This is a genomic window from Paraburkholderia sp. SG-MS1, from assembly GCF_012275575.1.
Lineage (GTDB): Bacteria > Pseudomonadota > Gammaproteobacteria > Burkholderiales > Burkholderiaceae > Paraburkholderia.
On the sequence record NZ_NPIH01000125.1, the window covers coordinates 1 to 17462 of the forward strand.

The window sequence follows — 17462 nt, forward strand, 5'->3', positions numbered from 1 at the left end:
GCCCGCTGCCGCCAGTGCGGCCCGCCATGCGCGCCGCCCCCCCCGAGCCGCCCGCATCGCCGGCAGTCGCCTGGCGCGAACCGAAACGTTCCGACCAGCTCATATCATCGTCCCCCGTTCGGCAGCGATGTCTTCCACCGTGCTGCGAAACACGGCGGCACGGTGTGCATAACCCTTGAACATGTCGAAGCTCGCGCAGGCCGGCGAGAGCAGCACGGCGTCGCCCGGCTGGGCCAGCGCGGCGGCGGCACGCGTCGCTTCTTCGAGCGTGGCGTGATCGGTCATGGCGATGCCGCTGTGTTCGAGCGCCGCGCGAATCAGCGGCGCGTCACGGCCGATCAGCATCACCGCGCGGCACCAGCGCATCACCGGCGCGGCGAGCGGCTCGAACGCCTGGCCTTTGCCGTCGCCGCCGGCGATCAGCACCGCGCGCTGCGCGAGGCCGTCGAGCGCGGCCACCGTCGCGCCGACATTGGTGCCCTTGCTGTCGTCCACGTAGTCGACACCGTCGATCGACGCGATCAACTCCACGCGATGCGGCTCGCCATGGTATTCACGCAGACCGTGTAGCAACGGCGCGCCCGGCAAGCCAATCGCGCGCGCGAGCGCATACGCGGCCAGCGCGTTCGCGGCGTTGTGCAGGCCCCGGATGCGCAACGCGTCGGCGGGCATCAGACGCTTGAGCGCGATGTCCGGCGGCGTCGCCACTTCGTTCTTGCGACGGCGCTTCGGCGTGGGCTCATCGCTCGCATCGCGATCGTGTGCTTCGACGAGCCAGATCATGCCGTTATCGCGCAGCAAACCGTAGTCGCCGTCATTTTTCGGCTCGGTGACGCCGAAGGTGATCGTGTCCACTTCGCTGTCGCCCGAAGGTGCGAGCGACATCACGCGCGAGTCGTCGCGGTTCAGCACACGCACGGTCTGTGTACCGAAGATGCGGCCCTTCGCGGCGGCATACGCATCGAGCCCGCCGTGCCAGTCGAGGTGGTCCTGCGTGATGTTCAACACGACTGCCGCATCCGGCGAAAACGTGTGCGCGGTTTCCAGCTGGAAGCTCGACAGTTCGAGCACCCATACGTCGGGCAGCGCGGTGTGATCGATTGCTTCGCTGAGCTTGTCGAGCAAGGCCGGGCTGATGTTGCCGGCCACCGCGACCTTCTTGCCGGCGCGCTCGCACAGAAGGCCGGTCAGGCTCGTGGTCGTGGTCTTGCCGTTGGTGCCGGTGATCGCGATGACTTTCGGTGCGTAGCCGCTTTGGCCCAGCGTCTTCAACGCCTGCGAGAAGAATTCGAGTTCGCCCCACACGGGGATGCGCTGTTCGCGCGCCGCCGTGATCAGCGGCAACAGGTCGGCGGCGAGCGGCGAAAGACCTGGGCTGATCGCGACCAGCTCCACCCCTTCGAGCAGCACGGGCGAAAACGGGCCGCCGACGAAATCGGCGTCGACGCCGTGCCCTTCCAGCGCGGACAGGTTCGGCGGCACCTCGCGCGTATCGGCCACACGCAGCCGACAGCCGTGCCGCGCGCACCAGCGCGCCATCGCGAGACCGGATTCACCCAGTCCCAGCACGAGCACCATCGGCTTTTGCCGATCCCGAAACTTCTCGCCGAACATCGCCTGCTTCCCCTAATACCTGCTTAACGCAACTTGAGCGTGGACAAACCGAACAGACACAACATCAACGTGATGATCCAGAAGCGCACGACCACCTGCGTTTCCTTCCACCCCGACAATTCGAAATGGTGATGCAGCGGCGCCATCTTGAAGAGACGCCGCCCTTCGCCGAACCGGCGCTTGGTGAATTTGAACCACGTGACCTGCAACATCACGGAGAGCGTTTCCGCGACGAAAATGCCGCCCATGATGAACAGCACGATTTCCTGACGCACGATCACTGCGACCGTGCCGAGCGCGCCGCCGAGTGCGAGCGCGCCGACGTCGCCCATGAACATCTGCGCCGGGTGCGTGTTGAACCAGAGGAACGCGAGCCCCGCGCCGCCCATCGCCGAACAGAAGATCAGCAATTCACCGGCGCCGGCGATATGCGGAAACAGCAGGTACTTCGAATAGACCGAGCTGCCCATCACATACGCGAACACGCCGAGCGATGCACCGACCAGCACGACCGGCATGATCACGAGGCCGTCGAGACCATCGGTGAGATTGACCGCATTGCTTGCGCCGACGATCACCAGATACGTCAGCACGATGAAGCCCCACACGCCGAGCGGATAGCTGATCGACTTGACGAACGGCAGCATCAGGTCCGCGCGCGCGGGCAAGCCCATCGACAAGCCGCTGCGCACCCACGCCATGAACAGATCGAACACGCGCACATTGCTCGCTTCGGACACGCTGAACGCGAGATACACCGCCGCGAACAGACCGATCACCGACTGCCAGAAATACTTCTCGCGCGAGGACATACCGCGCGGGTCCTTGTAGACCACCTTGCGATAATCGTCGACCCAGCCGATCACGCCGAAACCGAACGTCACCAGCATCACGATCCAGATGAAGCGGTTCGTCAGGTCGGCCCACAACAGCGTGGCCACGGCGATGCCGAGCAGAATCAGCACGCCGCCCATGGTCGGCGTACCCGATTTGATGAGGTGCGATTGCGGACCGTCTTTGCGGACGGCCTGGCCGACCTTCATCGCGGTCAGCTTGCGAATCACCGCCGGGCCGCAGACGAGCCCGATCAGCAGCGCGGTGATGGTCGCCATCACCGCACGGAAAGTCAGATAACTGAACACGCGCAAGAAGCTTGCGTCATTCTGCAGCCATTGCGCCAGCGCCAGTAGCATGCTTCGGTCCTTCTATTTCAATGTGCGGCGGGCGTCGAGCCCGCAGCGTTGGGTTGTGGACTCGTTACGGCGTCCACCACGCGCTCCATCTGCATGAAGCGCGAGCCTTTCACGAGAAACGTTGCGGCAGCGCCGAAACCGGCCTGCTGCAATTGCGCGATCAACGCGCCGACGTCGGCCACGTGATGCGCGCCCGCGCCGTATGCGCTGCAGGCATCGCGCGAAGCGTCACCCATCGCGTACAGCGCGTCGATACCGCGCTCTTTGGCGTACGCACCGATTTCGCGGTGGAACGCCGGACCGTTGTCGCCGACTTCGCCCATGTCGCCCATCACCAGCACACGCGGTGCGGCGCGCGAGGCGAGCACGTCGATCGCGGCGCGCATCGAGTCGGGATTGGCGTTGTAGGTGTCGTCGATCACGGTGGCGCCGGCGAGCGCGCCGAGCACGGCCTGCTTCACCTGCAAGCGGCCTTGCACGGCGTCGAACGATTCGAGACCGTGCCTGATCGCGTCGAGCGACACACCCGCTGCCAACGCCGCGGAAGTCGCGGCCAACGCGTTGTGCGCGTTGTGGTCGCCGAGCACTTGCAGCGTGACGTCGAGATGGCCTTCGGGCGTGTCGATGCTCAGTTGCTTGCCGTCGAAGGCGCCCGTCACCGCTGCTTCGGTCGCGCGGCCATCGTTGTTCAACGCGAAGTCGATGATGCGGTTGCCGGTTGCCGCTACGCGCCAGATGCTCGCGTAAGCGTCGTCCGCCGGGAAAACTGCGACGCCTTCTGGCTTGAGCGCGTGAATCACGCTCGCGTGTTCGAGCGCGACCGCTTCGACGGTCGCCATGAACTCCTGATGCTCGCGCTGCGCGTTGTTCACCACGGCCACCGTCGGCTCGGCGATTCTTGCGAGTAGCGAGGTTTCGCCCGGATGGTTCATGCCGAGCTCGACCACCGCCAGCTGATGCGCGGCGTGCAGACGGAACAGCGTGAGCGGCAGGCCAATGTCGTTGTTGAAGTTGCCCGCCGTCGCGAGACGCGCTTCCACGCCGACCGCAGCGGCAAAGATCGACGCGATCATTTCCTTGACCGTGGTCTTGCCGTTGCTGCCCGTCACCGCGACGAGCGGCATGCCGAACTGTCGACGCCAGCCGCGGGCGAGCGCGCCCAGCGCGACGCGGGTGTCGGCCACGCGAATCGCGGGCGCGGTCCAGCCGTCCGGCGTGCGCGTGACAAGCGCGGCCGTGACGTGGCGCGCGGCGACTTCCGGCAGGAAGTCGTGCGCGTCGAAACGCTCGCCCTTGATCGCGACGAACAGATCGCCGGGACCGGCGCTGCGGCTGTCGGTCGACACGCGTTCGAACGCGACGCCGTCGTCGCCGAGTACGGTTGCGCCGGGAATCAGCGCGGCGGCTTCACGCAGCGTGAACATGCTCACTCGCCACCTCCGCGTGCATGCGTCGCCCGCGCGGCGAGCGCGAGGCGGGCGTGGTCCTGATCGGAGAATGCGCGTTTCTTGCCCATGATTTCCTGTGTTGCCTCATGCCCCTTGCCGGCCAGCACGATGACGTCTTCGCGCGCGGCGCTGCGGACCGCTTGCAGGATCGCGCTCGCGCGGTCCTCGATGCGGCGCGCCTTCGACGCGTCCTTCATGCCCCCGGCGATCTGTTCGATGATCGACTGCGGGTCTTCGCTGCGCGGGTTGTCGCTGGTCACGACGACGGCGTCCGCGAATTGCTCGGCGATCGCGCCCATCAGCGGACGCTTGGTCGCGTCGCGGTCGCCGCCGCAGCCGAACATGCAGATCAGTTCGCCGCCGCGCGCGGCCGCGATCGGGCGCAGCGCGTCGAGCGTTTTTTCGAGCGCGTCCGGCGTGTGCGCGTAATCGATTACAACGAGCGGCTCGTCGTTCAGCAGGCGGCCACCGAGACGCTGCATGCGGCCGTTCACCGATTCGAGCTTCGCGAGTTCGGCGAGCGCGGCGTCGAACGGCACGTCGGCTGCGAGCAGCGCACCGAGCACGCCGAGCAGATTGCTAACGTTGAACGCGCCGAGCGTTTGCACTTCGACTTCGGCGTTGCCCCAGTCCGACGTGTTCAGCTGGAATGCGGTGCCGGCGGCGGTTGCGCGTATGTTCGACGCGACCAGCAGCGCGTCGGCTGGCGGCGCGTCCTGCAGTGCGGCGTCGAGACCGTAGGCAATCGTGCGCGCGTGGCCCCGCGTGCTGGCGAGCAGACGGCGGCCGGCGGCATCGTCGCGATTGATCACGGCCGCGCGCAGGTCCGGCCACGCGAACAGGCGCGCCTTCGCCGCCTCATAGACGTCGAACGTGCCGTGATAGTCGAGGTGGTCCTGCGTGAGATTCGTGAACACGGCGATGTCGAACGCGGTGCCGTTCACGCGTCCCTGATGCAGCGCGTGCGACGACACTTCCATCGCCACCGCCTGTGCGCCCGCGTCGCGCAATTGCGCGAGGCTGCGCTGCAGTTGCGGCGCGTCGGGGGTCGTGAACCCGGTGTGCACGAGCTGGCCCGGCAAACCGGTGCCGAGTGTGCCGATGATCGCGCAGCGCTGGCCGAGCGCGGTCAGCGCCGTCGAGATCCACTGGCTGCACGAGGTCTTGCCGTTTGTCCCGGTGACGCCAACGGTCAGCATGCTGTCGCTCGGATCGTCGTACCACCCACTCGCGATCGAGCCGGCGAGTTCGTTCAGCGCCGGCACGGCGAGCGTGATGGACGGATCGATCGCGCCGCCGAAGCCTTCGGGCTGAACCAGCACCGCGGCCGCGCCACGTTCGATCGCGCCCTCGATGAACGGGCGGTTGTCCGCGCCATCTACCGCGTAGGCAAAAAACACGTCGCCGGCCGCGAGCGAGCGCGTGTCGGCATGCAGATGCGCGTCTGGCTGCGCGTGAGCGTGCAGCCAGGTAAGGGCGTCGGCAATCTGCCGGTGCGCTGGGTGCTTGGTACGCAGCGCGCTCATCGCTCGACTCCGGGGTGGCTCTTCGCGCTGGCGGAAATCGTCATCTTCTTCGCGCCGGCGCTGGTGGCAATCTTCTTGGCGCCCGCCGGCGTAACCGGCGCGCCGGGGGCGGCCGGCGCCGAATCGTCGGACACGACCATCTGCTTGACCGGCATGTCCGGCGGCACGTTCAGCGAGCGCAGCGTATCGCCGACGATGCCCGAGAACACCGGGCCCGACACCTGGCCGCCGAAGTGGCTGCCCGCCGTCGGTTCGTCGACGGACACGGCCACGACGATGCGCGGATTCGGCATCGGCGCCATGCCGACGAACGACGCGCGGTATTTGGAGTGGTCGTAGCCGTGCGCACCGTGCTTGTACGCGGTACCGCTCTTGCCGCCGACGCGATAACCCGGCACCGCCGCATCGGGCGACGTACCGCCGGGCGCCGTCACGGTTTCGAGCATGGCGCGCACTTCGCGCGCGGTGGTCGGCGCGAAAATCTGCGGGCCGGTGGCCGGCTGGTCGCCTGGCGTGCGGAAAATCGACACCGGCATGATCTCGCCGTCATGCGCGATCGCGGTGTACGCGCGGCCCAGCTGGAACAGCGACACCGACAGGCCGTAGCCGTACGACATGGTGGCCTGCTCGATGCGGCGCCAGCTTCTCCACGGACGCAGACGGCCCGCCGCCGCGCCGGGGAAACCGACCTTCGGCGCCTGGCCGAGACCGATGCTGGTGTACATGTTCCACATCTCTTCGGGCTTGAGCTGCATCGCGATCTTCGTCGCGCCGATGTTGCTCGACTTCTGGATCACGCCGCCCACCGTCAGCACGCCGAAGCCGCTGTCGTCGGTAATCGGTGCGCCATCGAGCACGAAGCGGCCCCCTCCCGTATCTACCAGTGTAGTCGGCGTCACGCGGTGCAGATCGAGTGCAAGCGACACCGTGAACGGCTTCATGATCGAGCCCGGCTCGAACGTGTCAGTCAGGATGCGGTTGCGCAACTGGTCGCCGGTCAGGTGCGAGCGGTCGTTCGGGTTGTAGGTCGGATAGTTGACGAGCGCGAGCACTTCGCCGGTGCGCACGTCGATCACCATCGCCGCGCCGGCCTTCGCCTTGAACTTCTCGACGGCCGCTTTCAGGTTCGTGTACGCGATGTACTGAATCTTGCTGTCGATCGACAGATCGACGTCCTGGCCGTTGTGCGGCACGACCTGCTCGTCCACATCCTCGATGATGTGGCCCATGCGGTCCTTGATCACGCGCCGGCTGCCCGACATACCGGCGAGCAGCTTCTGGTCGCCGAGCTCGACGCCTTCCTGGCCTTCGTCCTCGACGTTCGTGAAGCCGATCAGGTGAGCCGTGATCTCGCCTTCCGGATAGAAGCGCTTGTACTCGTCGCGCGCATAAATGCCGGGGATGTCCAGCGCCGTCACTTTCGCGGCGACGTCGACCGGCACCTGGCGCTTCACGTACACGAAGTTCTTGTCTTCCGACAGCTTGCGGCGCAGTTCCTTGTTCGTCATGCCGAGCAATTGCCCGAGCGAATTCAGCTTGTCCGCGCCGAGGTCGTCCGGCACCGATTCGGGAATCGCCCAGATTGCGCGCACCGGCAGGCTCGTGGCGAGCACGAGACCGTTGCGGTCGAGAATCTTGCCGCGCGTGGCCGGCAGTTCGAGCCGGCGCTGATAGCGGATTTCACCCTGCTTCAGATAGAACGCGTTGCCCGGGCCCTGAATCCAGAAGGCGCGCGCGGCCAGCGCGACGAACGCCATGAACAGCAGGAACACGACGAGTTTGGAGCGCCACATCGGCAGACGCACGGACAGGATCGGATTGGCCGAAAAGGCCACGCTCTTGCGAGCCGATGATTTTTTCATCGCACGCCTCCGCTACGGGTCGCCGCCGGCGCGGACGCCGGACCGGATGTCGGAATGGGCGCGTCCTCGGCGCGCACGGCGCCCGTACCGAGCGTCAGATATTGCGTGCGGCCGGTCGTGACCGATTGCATTTTCAGCGAGGCGGTGGCGAGCTGCTCGATGCGCGAGGTCTTGGAGAGCGCGCTCTGCTGATATTGAAGCTGCGAATAGTCCTGCTGCAACTGGCGCTCCTGCGATTGAGCGCGCTGCAACTGGATGAAGATCTGCCGCTGCTGGTTGGTCGCATTGACGACCGACAAGGCGCAACCCATCACGATGATCAGCAGGAAGATGTTGAGACGATTCATGGCGCGATCCGCTCCGCCACACGCATCACGGCAGAACGGGCGCGCGGATTCACGGCGACTTCAGCGTCGCTCGCGAACACGCGGCCGATGATTTTGAGCGGAGGGCTCGGCAAATCGACGGCGCGGATCGGCAGACGGCGATCGACCGCAGGCGCACTGGCGTGCGCCTGCACGAATCGCTTGACGATCCGGTCCTCGAGCGAATGAAAGCTGATGACCACCAGCCGTCCCCCTTGCTCCAGCAGCGACAACGCTGCTTCTAAAACGACTTGCAGCTCCGCAAGCTCTTGATTGATGTGAATCCGTATAGCTTGAAAGGTGCGGGTTGCCGGATCCTTGCCCTTCTCACGGGTTTTGACGACGTTAGCCACGATTTGGGCAAGCTCGCCCGTGCTGACGAGAGGCCCAAGACGGTCGGACTCTGCCCGGCGAGCAACAAGCGCCTTTGCAATCTGAAAAGCAAACCGTTCTTCCCCATAATCTCGTATCACCTCCGTCAGTTCCTGCACCGTGGCCCGCGCGAGCCAGTCAGCGGCAGACTCGCCGCGCGTCGGGTCCATCCGCATGTCGAGCGGGCCGTCGGCGCGGAAGCTGAAGCCCCGCTCCGGATCGTCGATTTGCGGCGACGATATGCCCAGATCCAGTAAAACGCCCGACACCCGTCCTACCCCGCGCTCCGCAATCGCGGTGCGCAGTGAAGCAAAACTCTCGTGCACGATGCCAAAGCGCGGATCGGCGATCTGCTGCGCGGTGGCGATGGCCAGCGGGTCCTTGTCGAATGCGATCAGCCGCCCCGACTCGCTCAACCGCTCCAGCACGAGACGGCTGTGACCGCCGCGCCCGAACGTACCGTCCACATACACGCCGTCGGCGCGCGTCACGAGCGCATCGACCGCTTCATCCAGCAGCACCGTGCGATGCTGCAATTCGTTTCCCATCGCAGGTGCCATATATGTAAGCCGCGATCAGAACGTGAAATTCTTCAACGCTTCGGGCATGCCCTCGGCGATCGCCGCCTGTTCCTTCGCGGCGTAGGTTTGTGCATCCCATAACTCGAAGTGACGCCCCATGCCGAGCAAGGTCACTTCTTTCTCCAGCCCACCAGCGGTGCGCAGTTCCGGCGACACGAGCACGCGGCCTGCGCCGTCCATGTCCACGTCCATTGCGTTGCCGAGAAAAATGCGCTTCCACCAGGCCGCGTTCATCGGCAGCTTGTCGACCTTGTCGCGGAAGATTTCCCATTCAGGGCGAGGAAAGAGCAACAGGCAGCCGTCCGGGTGCTTGGTGATCGTCACCCGGCCCTCTGCCTGTGTTTGCAGCGCATCCCGATAGCGAGAGGGAACCGACATCCGCCCTTTCGCATCGAGCGTCAGCGCCGACGCCCCTTGGAACACTTCGCTCTCCCCTCTCGCGGCGCTTTTGCGCCAGCCGTACGAACCGTGAAAATCTACCTGAAACCGCGCGTGAGATCACACAAAAATACACTTTCTCACACTGTCTCCCACTTTAGAGTAACGATAAACAGGGGTCAAGGGAGCCAGCCGGTTTTCGAGCGAATTTTGTTTGTTAGAACAAGGACTTAGCGCGAGTAGTTCACATCAGACATAAAACGGAAAACCGTTATAAATGAATGAGCTAGTGCAACTTGTGAAGGTGATACGTGAAAAGTCTGAGAGAACAGTGCGGAATGAAAGAGATCGCAGCGGGGAATTAAGAGACGGCGGAGGGCGATTCGGGGATTTGCGGCGGACGGCGCGCAAGGCGCCGTCCCACTTCGGAAACGACTGCGCGGTGGCCGCGCCTTTATATGTAATAGGCAGTGCGAGTCATGACTTTCGAAGCCGCACGCATCAGCGCGCGCGCGGGAAACGGCAACTCGGCGCCGCCGGCATCCATTGCCGCCTTGCCGTGCGCCATTTCGTCCGCGCGCATCTGCTCCACAATCGCGCGCGACTCGTGGTCCGCAGCGGGCAGATGATCGAGATGGCTGTCGAGATGCTGCTCGACCTGACGCTCGGTTTCAGCCATGAAGCCGAGGCTGACGCGGTCGCCAAGGCGCCCCGCCGCGAGGCCGATCGCCAGCGCGCCGGTATACCACAGCGGGTTCAGCAAACTCGGACGCGAGTCCAGCGCTTCGAGACGTTTGGCGGTCCACGCGAGGTGGTCCTCTTCCTCGACGGCGGCGTGATCGAACACGGCGCGCAACGACGGCGACCGGGTCGCGAGTTTCTGAGCCTGATACAGCGCCTGCGCGCACACCTCGCCAACGTGATTGACGCGCATCAGTCCGGCCGCGTGCGCACGCTCTGCCGGTGACAGTTCGGGCGGCTGCGCCGTCACCCCCGATTCTTGCGGAACCGGCAACGGACGACTCATCCGCGATACGCCCGTCATTGAGCGTAAACCCCGATCAAACTCGCTAATCAATTGGTCCAGAAACATTAAGCACTCCCTGATTCAACAACTGCTTCATCGAACCGGGGGGTCCGCGCGACAAGGCTTTGCGGCGCAAAACCCGTTTCGCGACAAGCGCGAATTCGCGTGAATCAACCGGCCAATTTTTGATTTTAGACCATGTTGCGTAAACGAAACAGGAGCGTTCCCAGCGACCTCCTTTTTCTTTGTGCCATGTATGCCTTTTGTTACATTACGTGCAACTTCTCGCGAAGTTAGACAGCAAGGCCTCAACGCTAGATAAATATTCGCCTTGTACAAAAGATTCGTAATCCTTGGAGATCATTCGATGAAAAAGTCGCTTCTCGCTCTCGCAGCACTGGGCGCATTTGCAGGCGTCGCACATGCTCAGAGCAGCGTGACCCTGTACGGCATTATTGACGTTGGTATCAACATGAATACCAACGCAGGCGGCAGCCACAAGTACGACATGTCCAGCGGTGTTCTGCAAGGCTCGCGTTTCGGCCTGCGCGGCACGGAAGATCTGGGCGGCGGTCTGAAGGCAATCTTCGTGTTGGAAAACGGCTTTGACGTGACCAACGGCAAGCTGGGTCAGGGCGGCCTGATGTTCGGTCGTCAGGCTTACGTCGGTCTGTCGAGCCAGTTCGGCACGGTCACGCTGGGTCGTCAGTACGACTCCGTCGTCGACTACGTCGGTCCGCTGGAATCGGGCGACCAATGGGGCGGCTACATCGGTGCTCACCCGGGCGACATCGACAACTTCAACAACGCATACCGTACCAACAACACGGTCAAGTTCACGAGCGTGAACTACGGCGGCCTGACGTTCGGCGGCACGTACAGCCTCGGTGGCCAGGCAGGCAACTTCACCGGCAACCAGATCTGGTCGTTGGGTGCTGGCTACAACAACGGTCCTCTCGTGTTGGGCGTGGGCTACCTGAACGCACGCACGCCGGCAGCGACGGGCGGCCTGTTCAACAACGGCGGCACGACGACGGCAGCAGCTGCCGCAGTGACGAACCCGATCTACGGTGGCTTCACGTCGGCTAACACGTACCAGGTGATCGGTGCGGGCGGCGCATACACGTTCGGCGCGGCGACGATCGGCCTGACGTACTCGAACATCCGCTTCGCCAACCTCGGCAAGTCGTTCGCGTCGCCGTTCGCTGGCCAGTCGGCTACGTTCAACAACGGCGAAATCAACTTCAAGTATCAGTTGACCCCGGCATTGCTGGTTGGGGCAGCGTATGACTACACACGCGGCGCGGAAATCAATGGCGCGGACCGTGCCCAATATCACCAAGGCTCGCTCGGCGTGGATTACTTCCTGTCCAAGCGTACCGACGTCTACCTGATCGGCGTGTATCAGCACGCTCTGGGCGAAACGCTCAACCAGGCTGGCGCTACGGTCGACGCAACGGCAGGTATCAACGGCCTGACGGGTGCATCGGGCAACAACCAGTTCGCGGCTCGCGTCGGCATCCGCCACAAGTTCTAATAAGTCGTAATAAAGCAGTCTGCCTCAAAGGCGCCTTCGGGCGCCTTTTTTTTATGGCGGGTTGCGCCTGGCTGCCTCGTGCAAGGTCATGACGAAAGAGAAAGCCCCGGCAGACGAAGGTCTGCCGGGGCTTTCTCTTTTGCTATGCGCTACCTGATGTCAGCTTCGTGCGGAATCAGGCGCTTCGACGGTTGCTCTCATGCGCGCCCGTCGCGCAACTCGCGGCGCAGAATCTTGCCGACATTGCTCTTTGGCAGTTCCGTGCGGAATTCGACGATCTTCGGCCGCTTGTAGCCGGTCAATTGCGTCTTGCAATACGCGAAGATATCCGAGTCGGTCAGCGCCTCGTCCTTCTTCACGACGAACAGCTTGACGGCCTCGCCCGAGTGCTGGTCTGGCACGCCAACCGCTGCGACTTCGAACACGCCCGGTAACTTGGCGACGACATCCTCGATCTCGTTCGGATACACGTTGAAGCCGGACACCAGAATCATGTCCTTCTTGCGATCGACGATCTTGACGAAGCCATCGTCATTCATCAGGCCGACGTCGCCCGATTTGAAGAAGCCGTCTGGCGTCATCACCTTGGCGGTTTCGTCCGGCCGGTTCCAGTAGCCGGCCATCACCTGCGGGCCGCGAATGCAGATTTCGCCAGGCTGACCGAGCGGCACTTCGTTGCCTTCGTCGTCGCGAATCGACACTTCCGTGGATGGCAACGGCAAACCGATCGTCCCACTGTATTCGGTGACGGTCACCGGATTGCACGTCACACACGGCGACGTTTCCGACAACCCGTAACCTTCGACGATCGGCGTATTCGTCAATTCGAACCAGCGTTTGGCGACCGCCTCCTGCACGGCCATGCCGCCGCCATTTGCGGTGAGCAGCTTCGAGAAGTCGAGTTTGTGAAAGTCCGGACTGTTCAGCAACGCGTTGTACAGTGTATTGACGGCGGGGATCGTCGTGATCGCATAACCTTCGAGCGCCTTGATCATGCCCGGGATGTCGCGCGGATTCGGAATCAACACGCCGAGTCCACCGGTGCGGATCGTCAGCAGCCCGCACACGGTCATTGCAAACACGTGATAGAGCGGCAGTGCGACGACGGTGATGAACTGATCGATGTCGGTACGGTTCGCGCGAACGGGACTGAGCCACACTTCCGACTGCAAGACATTGGCGATCAGGTTCCGATGCAGCAACGTCGCGCCCTTGGCCACGCCGGTCGTTCCGCCCGTGTACTGGAGAAATGCGACGTCATCCGGACCCTGTTGCACTGGCTTGAAATGCTGGCCCCCGCCTTCCGACACCGCGGTGTTGAATTTGACATGACCCGGCAAGTTCCACGCGGGCACCATCTTCTTCATCTTGCGCACGACGAAGTTGACCAGCGTGCCCTTGATGCCCATCAGATCGCCCATCGCCGCCACGACGACGTGCTTGACCGAGGTATTGCGCACGATCGCTTGCAGCGTAAGCGCAAAGTTCTCGAGCAGGATGATCGCTTCCGCGCCGCAGTCCTTCAGCTGATGTTCGAGTTCACGAGGCGTGTACAGCGGGTTCACGTTCACGACCACGTAGCCGGCACGCAAAATCGCGGCAATCGCGACCGGATATTGCAGCACGTTCGGCATCATGATCGCGATGCGCGTGCCGCGCGCGAGGCCCTTCGACTGAAACCACGCAGCAAGCTTGCGTGAAAGCGCATCGAGCTCGCCGTAGCTGATCTCCTTGCCCATGCAGACGAACGCCGGCTTGGCGCGATGCTCGCGAAACGCTTCTTCGAGCAGGTGGGCAACCGACGAATAGCGCGTTGCGTCAATGTCTGCGGGAACGCCGGGCGGATAAGATTTCAGCCAGATTTTGTCCATGCAGCGTCTCCTGAATTATTTTCGAATGGTCGTGCTAAAAACGCATCGTAGCATGCACACCTCGTTGCGATTCGCGAAAAGCGGCCGGGTTAGACGACAGCCTCCAACCCGCTGGAGGCGAACGCTGCAGGGATTTGTGACGGGCTTCAGACGCGCTCGACTTCGACGAGGCAGTCGTAGAAAGTGGCCGATCCGCCGAGATCGGTGAGCGCCTGGCTCGTCACCTGGTTCGCGTTGCGGCCGTCGGGCGCGAGCTTTTTCCACCAGATGGAAAGGCCGACGACCAGCCCTTCGCGCGCTTTGTCGGTGACGCGGGCGCGCGCTTGCATCGAGCCGCGATCGTTGAAGATGCGCACCTGCACACCATCGACGATGTCCCGCGCGTGCGCATCTGCCGGATGAATGTCCAGATGCGGCTCGCCTTCCGTCGCACGCAGACTCTCGATGTTCACGAACGTGCTGTTCAGGAAATTGCGTGCGGGCGGCGAGATCATCGCGAGCGGGTAACGCGCGGCGAGCTCGGGCGCGCCGTCGGCGGATTCGTACGGCGGCACATAGTCGGGCAGAGGATCGAGGCCTTGTCGCGCGAGGCGCTCACTGTAGAACTCACATTTGCCGGACGGCGTTCGGAAACCACCATCGGCGAAAGGTGCGTCGGGCAAATTCAGCTTCACCCAGCCCGTCTTCTTCAACGCCTCCCAGTCCGCGCCCTCCAGCGTGCTGTCCTGCCAGCGGAAGGCGGCCTGCGCGACGGCTTCGTCGCTTTCGAACAGCGCCGGTTCGTCGAAGCCCATCCGGTGTGCGAGGCCACGGAAGATTTCCGTGTTCGGACGTGCGTCGCCGACCGGGGCGATCGCCGGCAAGTTGAGCATCACATGTGTGTGACCGTACGACTTGTGCACGTCGAGATGTTCGAGCTGCGTCGTCGCGGGCAGAAGCAAATCGGCATAGTCCGCGGTGTCAGTCTGAAAATGCTCGAGGACGATGGTGAACAGGTCGTCGCGCGCGAAACCCGCCGCGACTCGCTCCGAGTCCGGCGCGACCGCAACGGGATTCGAGTTGTAGACGACGATGGCTTCGAGCTTGGGGCCGAACGCGGCGTCTCCCGGATGCAGCAGCGCGTCGCCAATCGCGTTCATATTGATCACGCGGCTTGGTCTGGCGGGCCAACCCGGCATCAGGTCCGGACGCTGCAGCGCGTGGGAGTCAACCGGTGCCCACCCTCCCGACGAAAGTAACGCCCCGCCCGCTCTTTCGCGCCATGCGCCCGTCAGCGACGGCAGGCAAGCAATCGCGCGTACAGCGTTGCCACCGCCGCGCACCCGCTGCAACCCGTAGTTCATGCGAATCGCGGCTTTCTTCGTACTGCCGTAAAGTCGCGCGAGATCGACGATCACCGACTCTTCTATACCGCAAATCTCGCTGACTCGCGACGGCGGGTAGCTGAGCGCTCGCGCCTTCAGTTTCGCAAAGCCCAGAGTGTGAGCCGCAATGTAGGCGTGATCGAGCAGGTTCTCCGTGATCAGCACGTGCATCATCCCGAGCGCCAAGGCGCCATCCGTGCCGGGCTTCAGTGCGATGTGTTGGTGGCATTTTTCCGCTGTCAGGGAACGGTACGGATCGATCGCAATCAGTCGCGCGCCACGACGTTTGGCTTCCTGGGCGCGGGTCCAGAAATGCAAATTCGACGCGATGGGATTCGCGCCCCAGATGAGGATCACCTCGCTCTCGGCGAAAAACTCGGTGAGCATGCCAATGCCCGCGCCATAGGTATATTTCAAGGCGGCCGCGCCGGCCGCCGCGCAAATCGTGCGGTCGAGTTGCGAGGCGCCGAGCTTGTGAAAGAACCGCTGCGCAATGCTGTCGCCCTGCACCAGCCCCATTGTGCCGGCATAGCTGTAGGGCAAGATTGCCTCAGGCGAACGGCGCGCAATCTCCGACAGACGGGTAGCCGCGAGTTCCAGCGCTTCCTCCCAGGTGACCGGCTCGAAGCGGCCCTCGCCTTTGCGGCCGACGCGCTTCATCGGCGTGGTGAGCCGGTTCGGATGGTACACACGCTCGGCATAGCGGCTGACCTTGGCACACAACGCGCCTTGCGTCGGCACATGGTCGGGATCGCCGGCGATCCTGATCGCCCGGCCATTCTCGACGGTCACACGCATCGCGCACGTGTCAGGGCAATCGTGTGGGCACACGGCACGAGCGAATTCAGTCGGGGCGTTCATTGTCTGAACTTCGGCGAAGAAGCAGTAAGCGGTGAGTAAATCGCGATTTTATTACGTCCATTGGCAGTTAGGCCGGATGGTGCCGCCAAAATTGCCTTCGGCGTAGAATCGTTTATTACCGTGCCCGGGTCGATGTGACCCTGAGCGATCCCACGCAAGTCAAAGCACAGGCGCAATATCACTCCATCATGAAACTGATCCCAGAAATCCAGGCCGCTCACGGCGAAATTCAGACCCTTCGACGAACAATTCACGCCAACCCCGAACTGCGTTACGAAGAGACTTCCACCGCGGATCTCGTTGCCAGAACGCTCGAATCCTGGGGCATTGAGACTCATCGCGGATTAGGCAAAACTGGCGTGGTCGGCGTCTTGAAACGCGGCAATAGTCCCCGTGCCATTGGCCTGCGCGCCGATATGGACGCGCTGCCAATTCAGGAATTGAACAGCTTCGATCATAGGTCGAAAAACAACGGGAAAATGCACGCGTGCGGCCATGACGGACATACCGCGATGCTTCTCGGTGCCGCCCGGCATCTGGTCAAACACGGCGAATTCGACGGTACGATCGTATTTATTTTCCAGCCTGCTGAAGAAGGCGGAGCCGGCGCCCAAGCAATGATCGACGACGGTCTGTTCGTCAAGTTTCCGGTCGATGCGGTGTTCGGCATCCATAACTGGCCGGGTATGCCAGCGGGCCACTTCGGCGTGACCGAAGGCCCGATCATGGCATCGAGCAATGAGTTCCGTATCGAAATCAAAGGGGTGGGGTCGCATGCGGCGCTCCCGCACAACGGCCGAGATCCTGTCTTTACCGCAGTGCAGATCGCAAACGGGCTGCAGAGCATCATCACGCGGAACAAAAAGCCGCTTGATACTGCCGTCCTGTCCATTACCCAGATTCATGCCGGCGACGCCGTCAATGTTGTCCCCAATGATGCATGGATCGCCGGGACGGTTCGAACATTCACCACTGAAACGCTCGATTTGATCGAAGCGCGCATGCGCAAGATCGCTGAAAGTACGGCCGACGCTTACGATTGCTCCGTTACGATCCACTTTCATCGAAATTATCCGCCGACTATCAACAGCGGCGAAGAAGCTCGTTTTGCTGCTTCGGTAATGAAGGAGATCGTTGGCGCAGAGAATGTCGACGACGCAGTTGAGCCGACAATGGGCGCCGAGGACTTTTCGTTCATGCTGCTGGCGAAGCCAGGTTGTTACGCCTTTCTAGGCAACGGCGATGGCGGGCACCGGGATGCTGGGCATGGAGCCGGCCCTTGCATGCTGCATAACGCGAGCTACGACTTCAACGACGAGTTATTGCCAATCGGGTCGACGTATTGGGTTCGTCTGGCACATCGGTTTCTGGCGCAGGGGAAGTAGTGACCGGCACAAGGCAAAGGTGTGAGACATCGCCGCTTGTATTGTGCTGCAGGGCGCGTGATGGCTGAGGGGCTGGCG

13 protein-coding genes are annotated in these 17462 nt (G+C 63.1%); 2 read left to right on the forward strand and 11 right to left on the reverse strand.

The window, feature by feature from the left end:
* Positions 1-99 precede the first annotated feature (99 nt).
* From murD to coq7, 9 genes are all read right to left on the reverse strand, one after another.
* Positions 100-1614, reverse strand: coding sequence for a UDP-N-acetylmuramoyl-L-alanine--D-glutamate ligase (gene murD / locus CIC12_RS09615; RefSeq protein ID WP_168663892.1), 1515 nt, complete (start codon positions 1612-1614; stop codon positions 100-102).
* Positions 1615-1637: 23 nt separating this feature from the next.
* Positions 1638-2807, reverse strand: a complete 1170-nt coding sequence (gene mraY / locus CIC12_RS09620) for a phospho-N-acetylmuramoyl-pentapeptide-transferase (protein ID WP_168663893.1) — start codon at positions 2805-2807, stop codon at positions 1638-1640.
* Positions 2808-2824: 17 nt separating this feature from the next.
* Positions 2825-4237, reverse strand: coding sequence for a UDP-N-acetylmuramoyl-tripeptide--D-alanyl-D-alanine ligase (locus CIC12_RS09625; protein ID WP_342030516.1), 1413 nt, complete (start codon positions 4235-4237; stop codon positions 2825-2827).
* Positions 4234-5781: a UDP-N-acetylmuramoyl-L-alanyl-D-glutamate--2,6-diaminopimelate ligase gene (locus CIC12_RS09630; RefSeq protein ID WP_168663895.1), complete on the reverse strand. Its 1548-nt coding sequence runs from the start codon at positions 5779-5781 to the stop codon at positions 4234-4236. Before CIC12_RS09630 ends, CIC12_RS09625 begins: the two co-directional genes overlap by 4 nt.
* Positions 5778-7643, reverse strand: coding sequence for a peptidoglycan D,D-transpeptidase FtsI family protein (locus tag CIC12_RS09635; RefSeq protein ID WP_168663896.1), 1866 nt, complete (start codon positions 7641-7643; stop codon positions 5778-5780). The genes CIC12_RS09630 and CIC12_RS09635 overlap by 4 nt, the downstream gene beginning before the upstream one ends.
* The gene (ftsL, locus tag CIC12_RS09640) at positions 7640-7990 is read right to left on the reverse strand and encodes a cell division protein FtsL (protein WP_168663897.1); all 351 of its coding nucleotides are present in this window, start codon (positions 7988-7990) and stop codon (positions 7640-7642) included. Before ftsL ends, CIC12_RS09635 begins: the two co-directional genes overlap by 4 nt.
* A complete protein-coding gene (gene rsmH / locus CIC12_RS09645; protein WP_168663898.1) occupies positions 7987-8940 on the reverse strand; it encodes a 16S rRNA (cytosine(1402)-N(4))-methyltransferase RsmH in 954 nt (317 codons plus the stop codon). The genes ftsL and rsmH overlap by 4 nt, the downstream gene beginning before the upstream one ends.
* Before the next feature lie 15 nt (positions 8941-8955).
* Positions 8956-9384: a division/cell wall cluster transcriptional repressor MraZ gene (gene mraZ, locus CIC12_RS09650; protein WP_168663899.1), complete on the reverse strand. Its 429-nt coding sequence runs from the start codon at positions 9382-9384 to the stop codon at positions 8956-8958.
* 409 nt (positions 9385-9793) lie between these two features.
* Positions 9794-10432, reverse strand: coding sequence for a 2-polyprenyl-3-methyl-6-methoxy-1,4-benzoquinone monooxygenase (gene coq7 / locus CIC12_RS09655; protein ID WP_168663900.1), 639 nt, complete (start codon positions 10430-10432; stop codon positions 9794-9796).
* 301 nt (positions 10433-10733) lie between these two features.
* On the opposite strand from coq7, the gene CIC12_RS09660 reads away from it, so the two are divergent.
* Entirely contained in the window at positions 10734-11903 is a 1170-nt protein-coding gene (locus CIC12_RS09660; protein ID WP_168663901.1) for a porin, read from the forward strand.
* Positions 11904-12100: 197 nt separating this feature from the next.
* Here CIC12_RS09660 and CIC12_RS09665 read toward each other — a convergent pair whose 3' ends face one another.
* Both CIC12_RS09665 and CIC12_RS09670 read right to left on the reverse strand, forming a co-directional pair.
* On the reverse strand, positions 12101-13774 hold the full coding sequence (locus CIC12_RS09665; protein WP_168663902.1) for a long-chain fatty acid--CoA ligase: 1674 nt from the start codon (positions 13772-13774) through the stop codon (positions 12101-12103).
* Between the two features lie 146 nt (positions 13775-13920).
* Entirely contained in the window at positions 13921-15999 is a 2079-nt protein-coding gene (locus CIC12_RS09670) for a molybdopterin-containing oxidoreductase family protein (RefSeq protein WP_168663903.1), read from the reverse strand.
* A 188-nt stretch (positions 16000-16187) separates the two neighbouring features.
* On the opposite strand from CIC12_RS09670, the gene CIC12_RS09675 reads away from it, so the two are divergent.
* Positions 16188-17384, forward strand: a complete 1197-nt coding sequence (locus CIC12_RS09675) for a M20 aminoacylase family protein (RefSeq protein WP_168663904.1) — start codon at positions 16188-16190, stop codon at positions 17382-17384.
* The last annotated feature ends 78 nt before the right edge of the window (positions 17385-17462 follow it).

What these genes read in the sequence shown, in the direction of transcription:
- murD (WP_168663892.1), bottom strand. Translation starts at nt 1,614, where the DNA reads ATGTTCGGCGAGAAGTTTCGGGATCGGCAAAAGCCGATGGTGCTCGTG.
- mraY (WP_168663893.1), bottom strand. Translation starts at nt 2,807, where the DNA reads ATGCTACTGGCGCTGGCGCAATGGCTGCAGAATGACGCAAGCTTCTTG.
- CIC12_RS09630 (WP_168663895.1), bottom strand. Translation starts at nt 5,781, where the DNA reads ATGAGCGCGCTGCGTACCAAGCACCCAGCGCACCGGCAGATTGCCGAC.
- CIC12_RS09635 (WP_168663896.1), bottom strand. Translation starts at nt 7,643, where the DNA reads ATGAAAAAATCATCGGCTCGCAAGAGCGTGGCCTTTTCGGCCAATCCG.
- ftsL (WP_168663897.1), bottom strand. Translation starts at nt 7,990, where the DNA reads ATGAATCGTCTCAACATCTTCCTGCTGATCATCGTGATGGGTTGCGCC.
- rsmH (WP_168663898.1), bottom strand. Translation starts at nt 8,940, where the DNA reads ATGGCACCTGCGATGGGAAACGAATTGCAGCATCGCACGGTGCTGCTG.
- coq7 (WP_168663900.1), bottom strand. Translation starts at nt 10,432, where the DNA reads ATGTTTCTGGACCAATTGATTAGCGAGTTTGATCGGGGTTTACGCTCA.
- CIC12_RS09660 (WP_168663901.1), top strand. Translation starts at nt 10,734, where the DNA reads ATGAAAAAGTCGCTTCTCGCTCTCGCAGCACTGGGCGCATTTGCAGGC.
- CIC12_RS09665 (WP_168663902.1), bottom strand. Translation starts at nt 13,774, where the DNA reads ATGGACAAAATCTGGCTGAAATCTTATCCGCCCGGCGTTCCCGCAGAC.
- CIC12_RS09670 (WP_168663903.1), bottom strand. Translation starts at nt 15,999, where the DNA reads ATGAACGCCCCGACTGAATTCGCTCGTGCCGTGTGCCCACACGATTGC.
- CIC12_RS09675 (WP_168663904.1), top strand. Translation starts at nt 16,188, where the DNA reads ATGAAACTGATCCCAGAAATCCAGGCCGCTCACGGCGAAATTCAGACC.